The sequence below is a fragment of the Rhodococcus jostii RHA1 genome (assembly GCF_000014565.1).
Taxonomy (GTDB): Bacteria; Actinomycetota; Actinomycetes; order Mycobacteriales; family Mycobacteriaceae; genus Rhodococcus_F; species Rhodococcus_F jostii_A.
On record NC_008268.1, the window covers coordinates 4,794,460 to 4,813,227 of the forward strand.

The 18,768-nt window shown below is 67.5% G+C and carries 11 protein-coding genes and 2 pseudogenes; 4 read left to right on the forward strand and 9 right to left on the reverse strand.

The features are described from left to right. The first annotated feature begins 53 nt into the window (after positions 1 to 53). On the forward strand, positions 54 to 947 hold the full coding sequence (locus RHA1_RS22175) for a LysR family transcriptional regulator (RefSeq protein WP_011596925.1): 894 nt from the start codon (positions 54 to 56) through the stop codon (positions 945 to 947). Position 948: 1 nt separating this feature from the next. On the opposite strand, the gene RHA1_RS22180 is transcribed toward RHA1_RS22175, so the two are convergent. The 7 genes and pseudogenes from RHA1_RS22180 to hisD form a co-directional block, all read right to left on the reverse strand. Beyond that, positions 949 to 2,013, reverse strand: coding sequence for a LacI family DNA-binding transcriptional regulator (locus tag RHA1_RS22180; protein WP_009477610.1), 1,065 nt, complete (start codon positions 2,011 to 2,013; stop codon positions 949 to 951). Positions 2,014 to 2,085: 72 nt separating this feature from the next. Next, positions 2,086 to 3,471, reverse strand: a pseudogene (locus RHA1_RS44660) (NAD(P)/FAD-dependent oxidoreductase). A gap of 175 nt (positions 3,472 to 3,646) precedes the next feature. Continuing rightward, complete coding sequence (locus tag RHA1_RS22195) at positions 3,647 to 4,486, reverse strand: sugar phosphate isomerase/epimerase family protein (protein WP_009477612.1); 840 nt, start codon at positions 4,484 to 4,486, stop codon at positions 3,647 to 3,649. 12 nt (positions 4,487 to 4,498) lie between these two features. Next, entirely contained in the window at positions 4,499 to 6,298 is a 1,800-nt protein-coding gene (locus tag RHA1_RS22200) for a thiamine pyrophosphate-binding protein (protein WP_041812462.1), read from the reverse strand. A gap of 35 nt (positions 6,299 to 6,333) precedes the next feature. Then, on the reverse strand, positions 6,334 to 7,920 hold the full coding sequence (locus tag RHA1_RS22205) for a GMC family oxidoreductase (RefSeq protein ID WP_011596929.1): 1,587 nt from the start codon (positions 7,918 to 7,920) through the stop codon (positions 6,334 to 6,336). A gap of 172 nt (positions 7,921 to 8,092) precedes the next feature. Continuing rightward, positions 8,093 to 9,487, reverse strand: coding sequence for an aspartate ammonia-lyase (locus RHA1_RS22210; protein WP_011596930.1), 1,395 nt, complete (start codon positions 9,485 to 9,487; stop codon positions 8,093 to 8,095). Further along, on the reverse strand, positions 9,484 to 10,809 hold the full coding sequence (gene hisD, locus RHA1_RS22215; protein WP_011596931.1) for a histidinol dehydrogenase: 1,326 nt from the start codon (positions 10,807 to 10,809) through the stop codon (positions 9,484 to 9,486). The genes RHA1_RS22210 and hisD overlap by 4 nt, the downstream gene beginning before the upstream one ends. A 132-nt stretch (positions 10,810 to 10,941) precedes the next feature. Between hisD and RHA1_RS22220 the strand changes: the two genes are divergently transcribed. The 3 genes and pseudogenes from RHA1_RS22220 (at position 10,942) to RHA1_RS22230 (ending at position 15,320) form a co-directional block, all read left to right on the forward strand. Then, complete coding sequence (locus RHA1_RS22220; protein WP_029539624.1) at positions 10,942 to 12,483, forward strand: PucR family transcriptional regulator; 1,542 nt, start codon at positions 10,942 to 10,944, stop codon at positions 12,481 to 12,483. A 186-nt stretch (positions 12,484 to 12,669) separates the two neighbouring features. Continuing rightward, positions 12,670 to 13,986 (forward strand): annotated as a pseudogene (locus tag RHA1_RS22225) (MFS transporter); the annotation flags it as partial. Positions 13,987 to 14,099: 113 nt separating this feature from the next. Then, positions 14,100 to 15,320 (forward strand): MFS transporter, encoded by a 1,221-nt coding sequence (locus RHA1_RS22230; protein ID WP_050787357.1) that lies wholly within the window; start codon positions 14,100 to 14,102, stop codon positions 15,318 to 15,320. Between the two features lie 72 nt (positions 15,321 to 15,392). On the opposite strand, the gene RHA1_RS22235 is transcribed toward RHA1_RS22230, so the two are convergent. After that, complete coding sequence (locus RHA1_RS22235; protein ID WP_011596935.1) at positions 15,393 to 16,979, reverse strand: GMC oxidoreductase; 1,587 nt, start codon at positions 16,977 to 16,979, stop codon at positions 15,393 to 15,395. Then, a complete protein-coding gene (locus RHA1_RS22240) occupies positions 16,976 to 18,763 on the reverse strand; it encodes a thiamine pyrophosphate-binding protein (RefSeq protein WP_011596936.1) in 1,788 nt (595 codons plus the stop codon). The genes RHA1_RS22235 and RHA1_RS22240 overlap by 4 nt, the downstream gene beginning before the upstream one ends. Between the last annotated feature and the right edge of the window lie 5 nt (positions 18,764 to 18,768).

Below are 18,768 nucleotides of genomic sequence, written 5' to 3' on the forward strand. Positions count from 1 at the left end.
GTCAACGAGTAAAATGGCACTTCGGACTGCACTTTTGCACGAGGATGAGAGCGATGTTCACCGCAGACAACATGCGTTACCTCCTGGAGTTGTCGAGAACCGGCCGCCTCGCCGATGCGGCGAAGCGACTCGGTGTCGATCACACGACCGTCTCGCGGAGAATCACCCGGCTCGAGAAGGACACGGGCACGAGACTTTTCGATCGTGGCGTGTCGGGGTGGCAGCTCACCGAGGCGGGCCGGCGACTGGTTCCCCACGCGGAGGCGGTGGAATCCGCGGTGCTCGCCGCTCTCGACGAAACGTCGTCCCTGGGCGGGCTGACGGGCACCGTCCGGATCATCACTCCGGACGGTTTCGGGTCGTTCGTGCTGGTGCCGGGGTTGGCCGCACTGCGGTCCGTGCACCCCGACCTGTTCACCGAACTCGTCACGTCCACCACCCACGACCTGCTGACCGGGCGCGACTTCGACATCGCGGTCACCCTCGAGCGTCCGTCGCCGCGGTCCGTGGTGGTCCGCAAACTGGCCGACTACGACCTTCGTCTGTACGCGTCGCGGCGCTACCTGGACGCACACGACCCCATCACGTCACTCGAGGATCTCCGGCACCACACGCTCATCTGGTACGTGGATGCGTTCCTGGACGTCGAGCCGCTGCGGATCCTCGACGCGCTGATTCCCGACTTCCAGGCCCAGATCCAGACCAACAACATCGCGGGCCACTACCAGGCCGTGAAGCACGGAGTCGGGATCGCGCCGCTGCCGAGCTACATCGGGGCGCTGGACGAGGATCTGGTGCCGGTTCTCCGCGACGACTTCATCGCCCACCGCACCTACTGGCTGGTGGTACCGCGGGAACTGACGCGACTCGCGCGGGTGAAGGCGATCACCGAGGCGCTCTACTCCATCGTCGACGGCAATCCCGAACTGCGAGGTGCAGCAGGGTAACTTACCGGTCCGCAGTGACGGGTCCGGCGCTCTCGCGGACGACGAGCTCGGTGGGGAGTGTGATTTCCCGTCCCGCTCCGCCACCGATGATGTCGAGCAGCAGTTGCGCGGCCTCGCGGCCCTTGTCGACGAGTGGTTGCCGGACCGTCGTGAGTCCGGCGGCCCGGGCCGCGGGAATGTCGTCGAAACCGACCACCGACAGATCCTGCGGCACCCGGAGACCACGTTCGTGTGCGACGTCGATGGCCGCGAGGGCCAGCAGGTCGGAGGCGGCGATGACGGCGGTCACGGGACCGGCATCGAGCAGCGTCTCGACGGCGGTGCGCGACAGTTCGTAGTCGAACCCGCCTGCTTCGACGACCACGGTGGACGACCACGGCACCGTGTATTTGCGGCAGGCGGACGCGTATCCGGCGAGGCGTTCCTTCATCACGTGGTCTCGTGCGGCCCGGGTGCGGGCGGCGTCGACGGGCCCACCCTTGCCGTCGGGGACGAGCCGGTCGACGAGAAACCCGACACGCCGGTGCCCGAGCGACAGAACGTGCTCCGCGATCTCCTTGGCGGCCTGCCGATCCCGGATTCCGACCCGCGGCAGTCCGCCAGGGTTGGGGCCGTCGATCACGACTATCGGCAGCCGGCGGCTCATCGCCGTCTGCATTCCGGGATGGCCGTCCGGCATCGCATACGCGAGGAAGCCGTCCACCGCGCCCCGCACGAGCACGCCGGAACCCTCGGCCACCCGGGTCGACTCGAGTGGGCAGGGCAGCAGCGTCAGCGCGACCTCGGCGAGTTCACCGACCTCCGATATGCCTTTGAGCAACTGCGAGGTGGCCGGGTCGTCGAATGCGTAGCGCAGCGAGTCGGTGATCATCAGCCCCAGCGCACCGACCTGCCCTGTGCGGAGATTGCGTCCCGCGGGGTTGGGGCCGGCATACCCGAGTTCCGCGGCCACCTGGAATATGTGGGCGCGCCGCGCTGCCGACAGTTTGTGGGGCTGGTTGTACGCGTACGAGACCGCGGCCTGGGACACGCCTGCGGCTCGGGCGACGTCGTGCATCGTGGTCACGAATGCCGATCCTCTCCGTCGCACGGTTACCGAGCCCAGCTTATCGGCCGGACCGTGCGCGTCCCCCGGGTGTCAGCTCGCTCTGGCGACAACGGTGTCATCGTCGTCCTCACCCCGGTCGAGGAGAACGAGTTTGCCCATGACGTTGCGTGCCGCCACCTGTTGATCGGTGACGGTCATCTGTCCCCGCCACGACCCGACGAAGGTCCACGTCCACGACATGAGCGTGGACAGCCGGCTCCGGAACCCGACGACGTAGACGACGTGGACGGCCAGCCACAGGATCCACGCCAACAGTCCCGCGAGTTCGATACCCCCGACCTTCACGACCGCGTGGAACCTCGAGATCGTGGCCATCGCCCCCTTGTCCCGGTATTGGAAGGGAACGCGGTCGGGTGACGAGTCACGTCCTCGGGCGCCGGCCGCGATCTGCTTTGCCGCGTAGCGGCCACCCTGGATCGCGACCTGCGCCACCCCGGGAAGGCGGTCGCGCGCCATCATGTCTCCGATCACGAATACCTCGGGGTGTCCCGGCACCGTCAGGTCCTCGTGTACGGCGATCCGCCCGGCGCGGTCGAGTTCGGCCCCCGACTGCTCGGCCAGCTGCCTGGCCAGCGGGCTGGCTTCCACGCCCGCCGACCACACCTTGCACGCGGATTCGATGCGGACGGTCTCGCCTCGCCCGTCCTTGATCGTCACGCCGTCCGCGTCGACGTCGGTGACGGCCGCCCCGAGCCGCACCTCGACACCGATCTTCTCGAGGCGTTCGGCGGCGGTGGACCCGAGCCGGTCGCCGAACGGCGGCAACACCGCGGACGCGGCGTCGAGCAGGACGATCCGGGCGTCGCGGGTGTCGATGTTCCGGTACGCGCCGACGAGGGTTCGGTGGGCCAGTTCCGCTATCTGACCGGCCATCTCCACCCCGGTGGGTCATGCGCCGACCACCACGAACGTCAGGAGGCGGGCCCGCTCCTCGGGGTCGGTGGACAGCTCGGCGCGTTCGAACGCGCCCAGGATCCGGCCGCGGAGTTCGAGTGCGTCGTCGATGGTCTTCATGCCGGGGGCGTGTTCGGCGAAGTGGTCGTTACCGAAGTACGACTGCCGGGCTCCGGCCGAGACGATCAGACTGTCGTACTCGGTGGTGGTGGTGGTTCTGCCCTGGTGGGTCGAGGTGATCCTGCGCGCGGTCAGGTCGATGTCGGTGACGTCCCCCAGCATCACCGAGGCGTTCGACTGCTTCTTCAGCACCATCCGCGTCGACGGTGCGATTTCTCCCTCGGACAGGATTCCGGTCGCCACCTGGTACAGCAGCGGCTGGAACAGGTGGTGGCTGGTGCGGTCGACGACGAGCACGTCGACGTCGGCGCGGCGCAACGCCTTCGCGGCGAACAGGCCGCCGAATCCGGAACCGATGATCACCACGCGATGACGTGCCTCGGTGCGGGCAGGAGTATTCATCACACGCTCTTCCCGGATCGCGCCTATCGCCATCCGCAGTACTGGTAGGGGTGAAGCGTGCCGCCCGACACACGGGGTGTCGGGCGGCACGATGGACACGACGCACCGGAGACTCGAATGTCGGTTCAGGACCCGGCGTGCCGCGAGATCACCTGCGGGACCGGCGACGCCGTTGTCAGCTGCCCTGGGTGCGGGTGATCAGATCGGTGAGGTAGGTGTAGCTCTTCTTCGCGGCGTCGAGGCCACCGCACTCGACCGACAGGACGACGTCGTGGTCGGCCTTATCCAGTGTGTTGACGATCCGTTCCCAGTCGATGACGCCGTCGCCGCAGGCGCAGCCGAGCATGCCGCGGACCTTGCCGCGCAGCCGCTTCGCGTCCTCGATCCCGATGTCCTTGGCGTGCAGGTGCGTGACGCCGCCGATGATCTGCTCGAGCCACTCGTGCGGGTCGTTCTCACTGAGATAGCTGTTGCCGGTATCGAGGTTGATCGTCAATGCCGGGCTGTCGATCAGCGTCGTGATCTTCTCGAGCCGCTCCGGGGTCGCGGTGTACTCGCCGTGCGTTTCGATCGCAATCTTGATGCCGCGCGGTTCGGCCACCTTCGCCGCCTCCTGAAGTGTGTACCGCATCAGCGTGTAGTTCTCCGCCTCGGTGGTCCACGTCGGCAGCGGCCCGTCGTCGACCATGATCATCGGCGAACCGACCTCGGCCGCGTAGCGGATCGACTGCTTGAGATAGTCGACGCTCACGTCCGGCTTGGCCAGCGGCGCATGACTGGACAGCGAGGAGATGTTCAGCCCGCGTGATTCGGCGGCGTCCCGCATGATGAGCGGGTCGTCGAGCATCGACCGGGTGTGGAAGTACCCGGCCGTGCTCAGCAACTCGCGGCCCCAGTAGACCATCGGCTCCACGTACTTGTAGCCGATCTCCGCGGCCTGGTCCATGGCCCAGTCGAACGACCCGTTCTCGAATCGGGCGAACTCCAGGTTCAGGCCGAGCTTGATCTCTCCCATGCCGGTCTCCGATCAGAATCCGCGTTGCGCGACGTAGTCGTCACGGACCTCGCCGTGGTAGGCGGGAACGGTGATGTCCCACCAGCCGGTCGGGTGCATCTCGGTCCACGGCAGCTCGTGGGCGCTCATCGCCTCGATGATCACCGGGCCCGGCGTCGCGAAGGCGCGCTCGATCGCGTCGGCCAGCTTCTCCGGGTCCTCGACGCGCTCGGCGCTGCAGCCGAGTGACTGGGCGAACCGGGTGATGTCGGCGAAATACGGTGTCCCGTCGAGGTTCTTCCACCCGGAGATGATTTCGCGTTCTTCGCCGAACAGGCTGATCTGGAGGTCCTTGATCGCTTCCCAGCCGCCGTTGTTGAGCACGACGATCACCAGCGGCACTCCGAGCATCGCGGCGGTCGCGATCTCGGTGCCGGTCTGGAGGAAGCTGCCGTCGCCGACCATCGCCAGGACCGGGGTGTCCGGGGCGCCGATCTGCGCGCCGATCGCGGCGGGCACACCGAATCCGATGCCAGAGAAGCCGCCGGCCACGATGTTGGTCTTCGGGTCGTAGATCGGGAACTCGTTGAACGCCTGGTTCGCGGGGTTCGACGAGTCGGTGACCAGAATGCCTTCGCGCGGAAGGGCCTTGCGGATCTCGACCATCGCCCGCGAGTTGGTCATCGGCAGGTAGTCGGTGGTCCGCATCGGCCGCAGGTGCTCTTCCCACTGCGCCTTGAGGTCCTGCAGTTCGGCGAAGTAGTCGGTGCTGCGGTAGTCGAGGGCAGGCCCGAGGTCGGCGAGCACGTCGCGCAGCGCGGCGAGGGACGTTTTCGCGTCGCCGACGACGCCGACCTCGACCGGGTAGTTGCGGCCGATCTCGAAACCGTCGATGTCGATCTGCACGAGCTTGGTGTTCGGGATGTCGAACGTGACGCCGGGGCGGTACGACGACGTGATGCGGTCGCTGAACCGGCAGCCGACGGCGAGGATCACGTCGGCGGTGCGCGTGACGCCGTTGCCGGGGATCGACCCCATGTCGCCGCACGGCCACGCGTAGAGGTCGTGGTCGGCGGGGAACGCGCCCTTGCCCTGGAACGAATGGGTCACCGGCGCGCCGAGGTGCTCGGCGACGGCCATCAGTTCGGCGGCGGCCTCGGCGTGGATGACGCCGCCACCGGCCACGATGACGGGACGTTTCGCACCGGCGAGCAGGCGTGCGGCCTCGGCGATCACGGCCGGGTCGCCGGTCGCGCGGGTGGCGGGACGGCGGGCACCGGTGTCGGGGGTGTAGTCGCCGTACTCGGCCTGCAGGTCCTGCGGGATGTCGACGAGCACGGGTCCGCGCCTGCCCTCGTGCATCGTGTTGAACGCCTGCGCGAGCGCCACCGGCAGCTGTTCGAGGCGGCTGGGCTGCCACCACCGCTTGACCACCGGCTCCACCATGCGGGGGAAGTTGTTGCCGTGCGGGCGGTCGATTTCCTGGAGCACCCCGCGGTTCTCCATGTAGGTGTGCACGGCGCCGGTGATCAGGAGCATCGGCATCGAGTCGGCGAACGCGGTCGCGAGCCCGGTGAGGGTGTTGGTCGCGCCCGGTCCGATGGAGGTACAGATCGCGGCGATCTTGCCGGACGCCCGGTAGTAGCCGTCGGCCATGTGGGCGGCGCCCTGTTCGTGCATGGCCGGCACCAATTCGATCTCGTCGGCTCGGTCGACGAACGCGTCGAGGAGGGCGGTGTTGCCGTGTCCGGGGATCGCGAAGACCTTCTCGACTCCCTCGCGGATGAGGAAGTCGACGACCATCTGTCCGCCGGTGAGTTTCTGTGTTGTCATCGAAGAGGCTTTCTGGGTGTGGTGGGGGCGAAGCGTCACAGGGACGCGGACTGGGCCGGGGTGTCGTGGGAACGGGTCTTGCCGACTCGGTCGGCGATGCTCTCGGCGACGCGGAAGGCGTTGGCCGCGATGGACAGGGCAGGGTTCATCACGGGCAGGGACGGGAAGAACGACGAGTCGACGACGTACAGGTTGCCGACGTCGTGGGCGCGGCAGTCGGCGTCGAGCACGGAGGTCGCGGGGTCGGTTCCGGCCCGCACGGTGCCGGCCTGGTGGGAGTTGACCTCGATGCCGGTGCCCTGGCTGAAGACGAACGGATAGCCGATCTTCCGGAGGATCTTGCGCACCTCGCGGACGAGTACCTCGTGGGCGCGAGTGTTGTTGGGGGTCCACGCGATCTGGATGTTGCCGTCGTCGGTGAGGGTGACGCGGTTGTCCGGATCGGGCAGATCCTCGGTGAACAGCCACCAGTCCATGCTGCGGGCCGTGGCCTGGCTCAGCGCCCACTTGGGGATCAGCGGCCGTTGGCCCTTGATCATCTCGCCCTGCAACTTGCCGATGAGTTGCACGTGTCCCAGCGGGTAGGGGTGGTCGGCGGTGCCGTGCGTGTAGAAATCGTTGATGTACAACGTCTTCTGGAACTCGGACGTGTTCTTCTTCAGTGGGTTGACGCCCACCATGATGGAGTTGTTGTGCACCATGTAGTTTCGTCCGACCATGCCGGAGGAGTTGGCGAGACCGTCCGGGTGCGCGGCGTTCGCCGACCGGAGCAGCAGCGCCGCGGAGTTGACGGCGCCACAGGACACCACCACGGTGCGTGCATCGACGACGAGTTCGGTGCCGCGGTGCCGGATCTGCACGCCGGTCGCCCGGTGCCCGGTCTCGTCGGTGAGCACGCGCTCGGCGTACGCGTTGGTCAGCAGTTCCACCGAGCCCGACGCGATGGCAGGCCGGACGCAGCACACATCCGCGTCCGACTTCGCCAGCACCCGGCAGGGGAACCCGTCGCAGGTCCGACATCGGATACATCCGCCGCCGTCGCGCAGGTCGATGCCCAGTGGGATGTTCGACGGCGTGTACCCGAGGCGCCGCAGTGCGTCGGCCGCCTCCTGCACCGGTGGCTCGTGTCCGATCGCCGGGTAGGGGAAGGGTTCGTCGCGGGGGAGCGTCGGGTCGTCGGTGTGATCGCCGTGGACCCGGTGCACCTGTTCTGCCCGTGCGTAATACGGGGCGAAGTCGTCGTACGAGAACGGCCACTCGGGAGATTCGCCGGCCTCGTGTTGCGTCGACTGGAAGTCTTCACGCCGGAACCGCGCCAGCGACGAGCCGTACAGCTTCGTGTTCCCGCCGACGTAGTAGTACGTGCCGGGGCTGAACGGCCTGCCCTCGGTGTCGTACCACTGCTCGGCGTTCGCATACCGGTGACCTTCGAAGACTTCCTGCGGGTCCCAGTTCTGCTTCTCCTGCGGCAGGAAGTCGCCGCGCTCGATCAGAAGCACATCGACTCCCGAGTCCGCGAGCGCGTAGGCGAGCGTTCCGCCGCCCATTCCGCTGCCGACGATGACGACGTCGTAGCTGTGTTTGCTCGGGCCTGTGGGCTCCCCCACGGATGCGTCTCTCATGGGTCCTGCTCCTCGGTCGTAGAGAGTGGTGTCACGGATCTGCCGGGCGGGTCGACGTGAACCGGCAGTCGGTGAAATGGTTATACGTATAACTAAAGGTTAGCGGCAGTGTCGGGGATGTCAACCCCGCACGAGCAACTCATCCCGGCGGGGGATGAGCTGCCCGCGGCCGTCAGGGCACGAGCGGTCGAGTGAGGTTCTCCGGCCGCAGCACGTCGTCGAGTTGCTCGCGGCTGAGCAGACCCCGCTCGAGCACGAGCGCGGCGACGGTGCGCCCGGTCGCGAGTGCGTCGGCGGCGATCGCGGTGGCCGCGGTGTACCCGATGTGCGGGTTGAGGGCCGTGACCACGCCGATGGACGCGTCCACCATGTTCTTCAGATGGTCGATGTTCGCGCCGATACCGACCACGCAGCGTTCACGCAGGACGGTGCATCCACGAGTGAGCAGTTCGATCGTCTCGAACAGGCTGTGCGCGATCACCGGCTCGAAGGCATTGAGCTGAAGCTGCCCACCCTCGGCCGCCATCGTCACCGTCAGGTCGTTACCGACCACCCGGAAGGCGATCTGGTTCACCACCTCCGGGATCACCGGGTTCACCTTGCCCGGCATGATCGACGATCCTGCCTGCACGGGCGGCAACGTGATCTCACCGAAACCGGCACGCGGGCCCGACGACAGGAGCCGAAGGTCGTTGCAGATCTTGGACAGCTTCACCGCGGTACGTTTGAGCACCCCGGACAGCTGGACGAACGCCCCGACGTCCTGCGTGGCTTCGATCAGGTCGGACGCCGTCGTCACCTCGATCCCGGTGATCGCGGCAAGATGTTCGCGCACCCGCCACGCGTACTCGTGGTGCGCGTTGAGACCGGTCCCGATCGCCGTTCCGCCCAGATTGATCTCGGAGATGAGCGTCGCCGCCTCCCCGAGCCGCTGGGAATCCTCGTCGATCATGAGAGCGAACGTCGCGATCTCCTGGCCCAGGGTCATCGGAACCGCATCCTGCAACTGGGTGCGGCCGACCTTGAGGACGTCGGAGAACTCCGTCGACTTCACCGCGAACTCCGCCGCCAAGTCCCGCATGGCCGCCCGCAGCCTGGTCAGGGCGGTTTGCAGGCCGGCCTTGATCGCGGTGGGGTAGACGTCGTTCGTGCTCTGGCTCATGTTCACGTGCTCGAGCGGATGGAGATACTCGTAGCGACTGCGCCGGTGACCGAGCAATTCCAGAGCCCGGTTGGCCACCACCTCGTTCGCGTTCATGTTCGTCGACGTGCCTGCACCGCCCTGGATGACGTCCACGACGAACTGGTCGCGCAGGGCGCCGGCCCGGATCTCCTCGCAGGCCGCCACGATGGCGTCCGCCTCGCGCCGCGGCAACAGGCCGAGGCCCGCGTTGGTCTGCGCCGCAGCCTGCTTGACGGACGCCAGCGCCGACACGAGGTCGGGATGGCTGGCCAGCGGAATGCCGGTGATCGGGAAGTTCTCCGTCGCCCGCAAAGTGTGGATGCCGTAGTAGGCGTCCTCGGGGACCTCGCGGTCGCCGAGGAGGTCGTGTTCGGTGCGGGTCATCGTTCCGACGTCACCCGGGTAGGGATGTCGCCCCACGGGAGCGGGGCGTTGCCGAACTTGGCGGCGCGAAGGTCGCCGGAGCGGGCGTGCCCCTCGAACTTCTCCAGCCGCGACAGGCGGCCGCACACCTCGCCGAGTTTCGCGCTGCTGCCGAGATCGCGCACCTCCTGGTAGGTGAGCGTCTTGAGGAACTTGCCCACCCACAGACCGCCCGTGTAGCGGGCCGCACCGAGCGTCGGGAGAACATGGTTGGTTCCGATCAGCTTGTCGCCGTAGGGAACACACGTGCCTTCGCCGAGGAACAGGGCGCCGTAGTTCCGCATGGAGGTCAGGGCCTGACGGGGGTCCTCGGTGAGGATCTGGACGTGCTCCGACGCGAAGACGTCGGCGAGCCGGTACGCCTCGTCGAGCGTGTCCACCACGTGGATCTGACCGTGATCACGCCACGCGGGGCCGGCGATGGCGTTGGTGACCAAGCCGGGGAGCAGGGCGTCGATATGGTCGATCACCGCCCGTCCCACGGACTCCGACGTGGTGATCAGCACGCACGGCGAATCGGGGCCGTGCTCGGCCTGGCTCAGCAGGTCGACGGCGATGGTGAACGGGTCGGCCAGGTCGTCGGCGACGATGAGCGTTTCGGTCGGCCCGGCGAAGAGGTCGATCCCGACCTCGCCGAACAGTTGGCGCTTCGCCTCGGCCACGTAGGCGTTGCCGGGGCCGGTGAGGATGGACACCGGGTCGATGGTCTCGGTGCCCAGCGCGAGTGCGGCGACCGCCTGTACTCCGCCGAGAACGAAGATCTCGTCGGCGCCGGCGAGGTGCATCGCCGCGACACTGATCTGCGGCGGCTCGCCGGCATTCGGGGGCGTCGTCGCGGCGACGCGTTCGACACCTGCGACCTTCGCGGTGAGCACCGTCATGTGTGCGGACGCGGTCAGTGGGTAGCGCCCGCCGGGTACGTAGGCGGCGGCCGCGTCGATCGGGACGTTGCGGTGCCCGAGGAACACCCCCGGCAGGGTCTCGACCTCGAGGTCCTGGATGGAGTCCCGCTGCGCCTGGGCGAAGTCGCGGATCTGGCGCTGCGCGAATCGCAGATCGTCGAGGACGGTCTCGGGAACGGACTTCACGATCTCCGCCACCCTGTCCTCACTCAGCCGGAACGATTCGGGGGACCAGCCGTCGAACTTCTCGGAGTACTTCCGGACGGCCTCGTCGCCGTTCGCGCGGACATCGGCGATGACGGCGGCGACGGTGTCGACCACGGCGGGGTTGCTCGCCCGCTGCGCTGGTTCACTGACGGCGGCCTTGAGAACGAATGACATGGGATGCTTCCTTCGGATGAGCGAGGGGCTGGATCTGTTGCCACTCAGCATCGCGGTGCCACACACGTTTCCGACAGTTGCATTGTGGGAACTATTTGCGTCGGTTCATGCACGTTCTGTGTACCATTGAGCATGGTCTTCACCGTCGCCGACGCTCTCGACATCGATCTCCTGAAAGACGCGGGAGCCCGTGTCCTGACCGGATCGGACAGCCTCGACCGTGAGGTCCGCTGGGTGCATTCGTCGGAGATCTCGGATATCGCCCGCTTCCTCCGGGGTGGAGAATTACTCCTGACCGCCGGGCTCGGAATGGGCAGCACGGACGCCCTTCAGCAGGTGTTCGTCCGCGCAGCCGCTCATGCCGGGGCCGCCGCTCTCGTCATCGAGGAGTCGGGACGGATGTTCGACCGCGTACCGGATGCGGTAGTCGCCGAAGGGCAGGCCTGCGGCCTGCCGATCATCGCCCTTGCCCGCGAGGTGTCGTTCGCCGGCGTCTCGTCGCAGGTGCACGAGATCCTGACCGACAAGCGCCTGCAGGCGCTCACCCACGAACGGGAAGTCGAGTCCACGTTCTCGAACCTCCTCCTGGACGGCGCCGACTACCTCTCCATCGTGCAGACGCTGGCCGAACTCACCGACGGCACGGTGGTACTCGAGAACATCGCACATCGCGTGATGGCGTACGTCGGCGAATTCGACGAAGAGGCCGGCATCGAGGACTGGGACCGGCACGCGCGGGGCCTCCACAGCGACGACAGTGGATGCGTCCGCAGGCCGGTGCTGATGCGCGGTCAGCCGTGGGGCTGGATTCACGTCTTCACCGACCGGCCCGCGACCGAACGGTCCACCGCGGGCTTCGCGACCGAGCGTGCCGCCGCGTCCGTCGCGATCTCGCTGCTGACCGACCGGAGCCGCGAAGCGAGGGACGATCAGCGGAGCACGGCACTGATCACGCGACTGCTGATCGGCGATCTCTCCGGCGCCGAATTCGTCGACCAGGCAGGAAGACTCGGGTACCAGCTGGGGTCGGGACAGATCGTCGTCGTCATCGCGAACAAGGATGCCCGCGACGACTCGTCCGGTCCGCGCGCCGGCCGTCAGATCGACACGGGTGCGATCAGCGCCGACATGGGCGACTACGTCGTGGCCGTGGCGGCGGAGTCCGGCCGGACCCGCGCCGAGCTCGCGGGCCTGCTCGGGACAATGGAGCACGGCGGCGGCATGAGCCGCACGGTGCCCGCATCGATGCTGCAGGTCGCGGTCACGCAGGCGAAGAGTGCCGCCGCGGTGTCGCGCTCCCTCCCTGCCTCACCCATGCTGCATTTCGACGACCTCGGCGTCGAACGTCTGCTCGTGACGTTGGCGCAGGGGCCCGAGCTCGCCAGCTTCGTCGAGGACGAGCTCGGCCCACTGCTCACGAAGGACGCGCAGTCCACGACCCCGCTGCTGCCGACACTGCGAGCATTCCTCGCCGTCGACGGCCGCAAGACCGAAGCGGCGGAGAAACTCTTCATCCAGCGCCGGACCTTGTACAACCGGCTCGACCGCATCGCCGCGATTCTGGGCAAGTCCCTGGACGACGCCGCCACCCGCCAAAGCCTGCTGCTCGCGGTGAAGGGGCTGGATCTGCTCGAAGGGTCGTCGGTCGTGGCTCGGCGGAGCTCGCGACCATGACACTGTCGCCGGGTTCTCATTCTGTGCAGTCTGCGCGCAGGAGGTACACGGTCTGTACCTGTTGTGCGGCGCGTCACCTTCGTAGTGTTTTCACCAAGATTCCGGCCATCCAGTCGGCGTTGATCGAAAGTTCACGCACTCGCTACTCGCTGAACGGACGCCTACCCCCGTAGGCGTCCGCGGCGGTCCGAGACCTACCGCAAGGACGAAATCATGGCAACACATGGAGCAGGCACCGCTCCCGTGCTCGACCATACACGCGTGCGTAAGGCGCGAATCGCGACATTCTTCGGCTTCTTCCAGCTGGGCGCCGTGATGTTGATGTGGTCGACGAGCACCACCTCGTTGCGTAGTCACCTCGGATGGGAAGGCGACGGCGGCGACTCCCAGTTCGGCCTCCTCGCGCTGTCGATCGGCATCGGCGCCGCCGTCGGCTGCTTCGCCATCGGCCCCTTCATCGATCGGTACGGTCCGAGAAACACGGCCATGCCCACGATGGTCGTCTACCCCCTCTGTTACATCCCACTCGCGTTCCTCGACGGACTGGTCGGAGCGATGGTGATCGGCGTGCTCATCGGACTGCTCCGCGGTGCCTTCGACACGGCGTTCAACACCCACGGTGTGCAGGTCGAGCGGTACTACGGGCGACCCATCATGTCTGCGTTCCACGCCGCCTACCCGGCAGGTGGCTTCGTGCTCGGCCTCGTCGGCAGCGCTTTGGCCCGGCACTTCACCGACAGCCCGGCCGTCGCCTACATCTCGATCGGCGTGGTCCTGTCGGTACTCGGTGTCGTCTTCGGCAAATGGCTTCTGTCTCTCGACGAGTTGCTGCCTCCGGAACAGGACGAGATTCCGGGCGCCGCCGACCCCGCGCACCCGGGAAAGCGTTCGGCCACCACCGCGACGCTCCTCGTGATGATCGGATTCGGTGTGCTTCTGCTCGGATCGATGTTGAGCGAGGGCGCGGTCCTGGACTGGGGTCAGGAATTCGTTCGCCGCGCGGTCGGCACCACGGCAGGCCTGGCAGCGACGGCTGTCACGCTCTACTCGGGAGCTCAGTTCGTCGGCCGGTTGTTCGGCGACAAGCTGGCCGAGTACTTCGGTGCGCGACTCATCGTCGGTGCGAGCGGTGTCATCGGCGCCGCCGGTGCGCTTCTCACGATGCTGGGCGGCTCGGCTCCGCTCGCCCTCACCGGCTTCGTGCTGCTGGGACTCGGCCTGGCGTGCATGGCGCCGCTCATGCTGTCGGCGGCCGGGCGACGCGATCCCGAGAACGCCGGACGGAACATCGGACTGGTCAACGCAATCGGCTACGTGGGCATGCTCGTGGGGCCTGCCGCGATCACCGTCGTCGTCGACAACCTCGGTATCGAATGGATGCCGCTGCTGCCGGCCATCCTCCTCGCGCTGATCGCGATCGGCGGCCCCGCGCTGATGCGCCTGGTGCCGCGCTACCACAAGCCGTCGTCGGAGACGACCAGGCACGAGGTCGCGACCGGGTAGGTCTTGCTCTTCCGGTTCTGCGGTCCGGTACCTCTCCCGAGGTGCCGGACCGCCTTTCGTGTCATGAGCGGGTGATACGATTAACCATCCCCCGACACGAACAGGAGACAGCTGTGCCTACCGAGAGTCCGCCGTTGAAGCGGGGCGAGCGTGGCTGGAAAACAGCAACTTTCGTCATCTTCGTCGGGACGGGGATCACCTATGCGTCCTGGGTGACCCGCACTCCGGCCATTCGCTCCTCCCTCGGAGTCGGCACGGGCGACATGGGGCTGATCATCCTCGGACTGTCGATCGGATCGATGGCGGGACTGCTGCTCGCCGGTCCCGTCGTCGCCCGAGTCGGCGCCCGTCACGTCATTACGGCCGCGGCCACCGTCGCGAGCCTCGGCCTGTTCACGGTGGGACTCGGTTCGGGTGTCGCGATCGCGGCCCTGGTCGGTCTGGGACTCGCGTTCACCGGTGCGGGATTCGGCATGTGCGAGGTGGCGCTCAACGTCGAGGGCGCAGCGATCGAGAAGCGTATGGGACGCAGCTTTCTGCCGTCGCTGCACGGTGCGTTCAGTCTCGGAACGCTCGCCGGCGCCGGCCTCGGGGCGATCGCCGAACTGCTCGACGTTCCGGTGCCGGTACATCTCGGGGTGCTGGCCGTCGTGGTCATCGTGTCGAGCGTGAGCGTCGTGGCACTACTCCCTCCGGCTACCGGACGAGAGGTCGGGCGCACGCGTCGACGATCCGGCACGTCCGGCCTGACCATCTGGCGGGACACCCGGATCGTTCTCCTCGGCCTGATCGCGCTCGGCATGGCGTTCGCGGAAGGCAGCGCCAACGATTGGCTGCCACTGGGAATCGTCGACGGGTACGGCGTCGGATCGGCCACCGGCGCCGCGTTCTACGTCGTGTTCGTGGCCGCGATGACGTCGGGCCGCCTGCTCGGCGGGCGCGTCGTCGACCGGTACGGCCGCTCTGCGACCGTCCGCTGGTCCGCGGCGCTCGCGGTGGCGGGGGTCCTGATCGTGATCCTGGCCGGGAACCTGGTTCTCGCCGCGCTCGGCTGCGTGTTGTGGGGTGCCGGTGTCGCTCTCGGATTTCCGCTCGCGCTGTCCGCGGCGGCCGACTCGGGTGCCGACGCCGCGCGACGCGTCAGCGCGGTGTCGACGCTCGGCTACATGGCATTTCTGGTCGGGCCGCCGCTCCTCGGGCTGCTCGGGGAGCAGTTCGGACTCCTGCAGGCCTTCTACGTCGTCCTCGCCGGCGCCGTCCTCGCCGGGCTGGTCGCGAGTGCGACCGGGGAAACCCGTGCGACCGAGGAGTCTCCGCTCGCCCGCGTGAGGTGAGAGTGGCTCGAGGTGATCACGCGATCGCCCGGCCTCTGAGAACGAGGCCGGGCGAACCGTGATCGGATCACATCACACTGCGGCAGAAGCGATCTCCGGCGCCACGCGCAGCGCGTTGGCCGCGATGGTCAGCGCGGGATTGAGCGCCGCCGACGACGGGAAGAACGACCCGTCCACGACCCACAGATTGTCGACGTCGTGACTGCGACAGTTCGGGTCGAGGACACTCGCCGCCGGATCGGTACCCGCGACCGCGGTTCCGCACATGTGCGAATTCGTCGCGATGCCCATCCGCTCGGTGAGGATGATCGGATACCCCGCCTTGCGGACCGCCGCGGAGACGCGGCGAACCAGTTCACTGTGCGGTGCAGTGTTGTTGGGAGTCCAGTCGACGATGATCCGGTCGCCGTCGATCCGGACCCGGTTGTTTCGCGTCGGCAGATCCTCGGTGGTGAGGTAGATGTCGAGGCTGCGATCCACCACCGCCTTCAGCGCCCACATCGGAGCCCAGGGCCGCGCCCCCTTCACGTGCGCGGCCTGCAGTTTGCCGAGCATCTGCAGATTGCCGAGCGGGTACTCGTTGTTCGGGCCCGCGACGTACCAGTCGTTGATTCCCAGCGTCTTCTGCCACGCAGTCGTATTCGTCCGGAAGGGGTTGACGCCCATGAAGAACGTGCTGTTGTGCACCATGTAGTTCCGGCCCAGCAGCCCCGACGAGTTGCCGAGTCCGTCCGGATTCCGTTCGTCGGCCGAGCGGAGCAACAGCGCCGCGGTGTTGACCGCCCCTGCCGAGACCACGAACTGGTTGGCCGTGATCCGGATCGTGCGACCACGGAACTCGGCCTCCGCGGCGATGATTCGCGTGCCCTTCGCGTCCGTGAGCAGACGCGTCACCTTCGCTTCGGTGAGCAGACGCACCCGCTCCGACTGGAGAGCGGGCCGCAACGCCCGGTTCTCCGCCTCACTCTTGTGATCGGTCTGCGACGGGGTGCCGTCCGACGCCGTCGACTGCCGGCGATGCTCCTGTGTGGTCAGGTTCATGCCGTTCGGCGTGTGGAACGGGTGCAGGCCCTGCTGGCGAAGCGAGGACGCGAAACGCTCGATCGTCTGCTCGTGCGGCAGCGGTGGCAACGGGTACGGAGACGACCGCGGCGGTTCCGTCGGATCCTCGCCGTCGATGCCGTGCACCTGATAGAGACGCTCCGCCTCGGCGTAGAACGGTTCGAGATCGGCGTAGCTGAACGGCCACCTCGGTGAGATGCCGTCGTAGTGCTGTGTCTCCTCGAAATCCGTGACGCGGAAGCGGGGGAGGCTGCCGCCGTAGAACTTGGTGTTGCCTCCCACCCAGTAGTACACGCCCGGCTGGAACGGTTCACCGTTTCTGCCGTCGAACCACGGTTCCGCGGTCTTGTACCGGCCCTCGAGGAACATTTCCGCGGCCTGTGAGTTCTCCACCTCGCGGGGGAGGAATCGTCCGCGCTCGACGACCAGGACATCGACGTCCCGATCGCGGAGCGCCCACGCCAGCGTCGAACCACCCATCCCGGATCCGACGACCACGACATCGGCCGTGACCGTGTCGGAGTCGCCCACATCGACCACCGCGCCCTCGCGCAGCGGTGAATACGCGTCGATCTGATCGTGTCCGGACGTTCTCACAGGTGCTGTTCCTTGGCTCGGGTCGCCCAGTACTCGTCCTGACGCTCGTCCTCGATGTACGCGGGAACGGGGAAGTCCCACCAGCCGGGAACCCAGGGTCCCGCCGCATCACGATCGGTCGGGATTTCGATCAGCGCAGGCGCTTTCGAGTCGAAGGCCTTCCGGTACGTGCTCTCGAGGTCGGCCGGGTCGTCCACCCGGAACGATTCGAGTCCGAACGACTGGCCGAGTGCCTTGAAGTCGGGGCTGTACGGGGTGCCGTCCGGGCGGTTGAACTCGGTGCCGATGTGCCGGCTGGTCTGCTTGCGCTGGCCACCGCGGATCGACATGAAGCCCGCGTTGTCCTGGACCACGAAGACCACCGGAATGTCGTGCTGCACGCAGACACCGATCTCCTGCGACGTCATGAGGAAGTCGCCGTCACCGAGCACGCACGCCACCTGCCGGTCGGGGGCGGCGAGCTTGGCGCCGATCGCGGCGGGCACGGCCCAGCCCATGGACGAGAATCCACCCGACGTCAGGTGGGTGCGCGGGTGATACACCGGGAACGTCTGCTTCACGGCGCCCTGGGTGTTGCCGGAGCCGGCGACGATGATGCCGTCCCGTTCCATCACCGATCGCAGACCGCCGAGGGGGCGCTGGGAGGTGAACGGGAACCGGTCGGAATCGCGACGGCCTGCGAGTTTGGTCTCCCACTCCGTCTTCAGTTGCTCGAGTTCGGCGAGGTATACGGACCGGTCGGCGCTACTGCGGGGGAGGGAGGCGACGATCGCGGCGACGGTCGGCTTGGCGTCGGCGACGATGCCGACCTCGGCCGGGTAGTTCTTGCCGATCTCGTGCGGATCGATGTCGATGTGAATGAGCTTGGCGGGCGGAATCGAGAACGTGACTCCCTGCGCGTAGCTGGAGGAGGACCAGTCGGTGAACCGGCAACCGATGGAGATCACCACGTCGGCGCGGGAGGCGACGGCGTTGCCCACGATCGTTCCGGTCTGGCCGACGCTGCCCGCGAACAGTGCGTGGTCCTCGGGGAACGCGCCCTTGCCGTTCCACGTGGTGACGACGGGGATCTGCCACGTCTCGGCGAGGGCGAGCACCTCGTCTGCCGAGTCGGACGTGATGGCGCCGCCGCCGACGACGATCACCGGCCGTCGAGAGTCACGGAGCACGTCGACGGCCTTGTCGATCGCCAACGGGTCGGGCTGCTGGAGCCCGACCGGCAGCCGCCGTGCGAGGTCGTGGAGCGAGACGTCGGCGGCCTCGGCCTGCACGTCCATCGGCACCTCGATGTGCGCAGGCCCCGGGCGACCGGTCAGCATCGTGCTGAACGCACGGTGCATGATGAACGGCAATTCCTCCACGCGGGTGGCGACCCAGCTGCGCTTCGACACTGCGTCGGTGACCTGCGGAAAGCCGTTGTCGGTGTGCCGCTCCAGTTCCTGGAGCAGACCACGCCCGCGCATGTGGGTGGGCGGCCCGCCAGTGATGCACAGCAGACTCGTCGAATCGCTGTACGCGGTCGCGAGACCGAGCACGGTGTTCGCCGCACCCGCCCCGATCGACGCCACCGCGGCCATCGGCTTCCCGGACACCCGGTAGTACCCGTCCGCGAGGTGCGTGGCGCTCTGCTCGTGGTAGACCTGGATGAACGGGATCTCGGACCCCTTCTCCAGGAACGCATCGGTGAGCGACCAGATCCCGTGGCCGGGAATTCCGGTGACGTACTCGACGCCGTACTGCTTCAGGACCTGGGCGACCACCTGCCCGCCGGTCAATTTCGCCATGATCG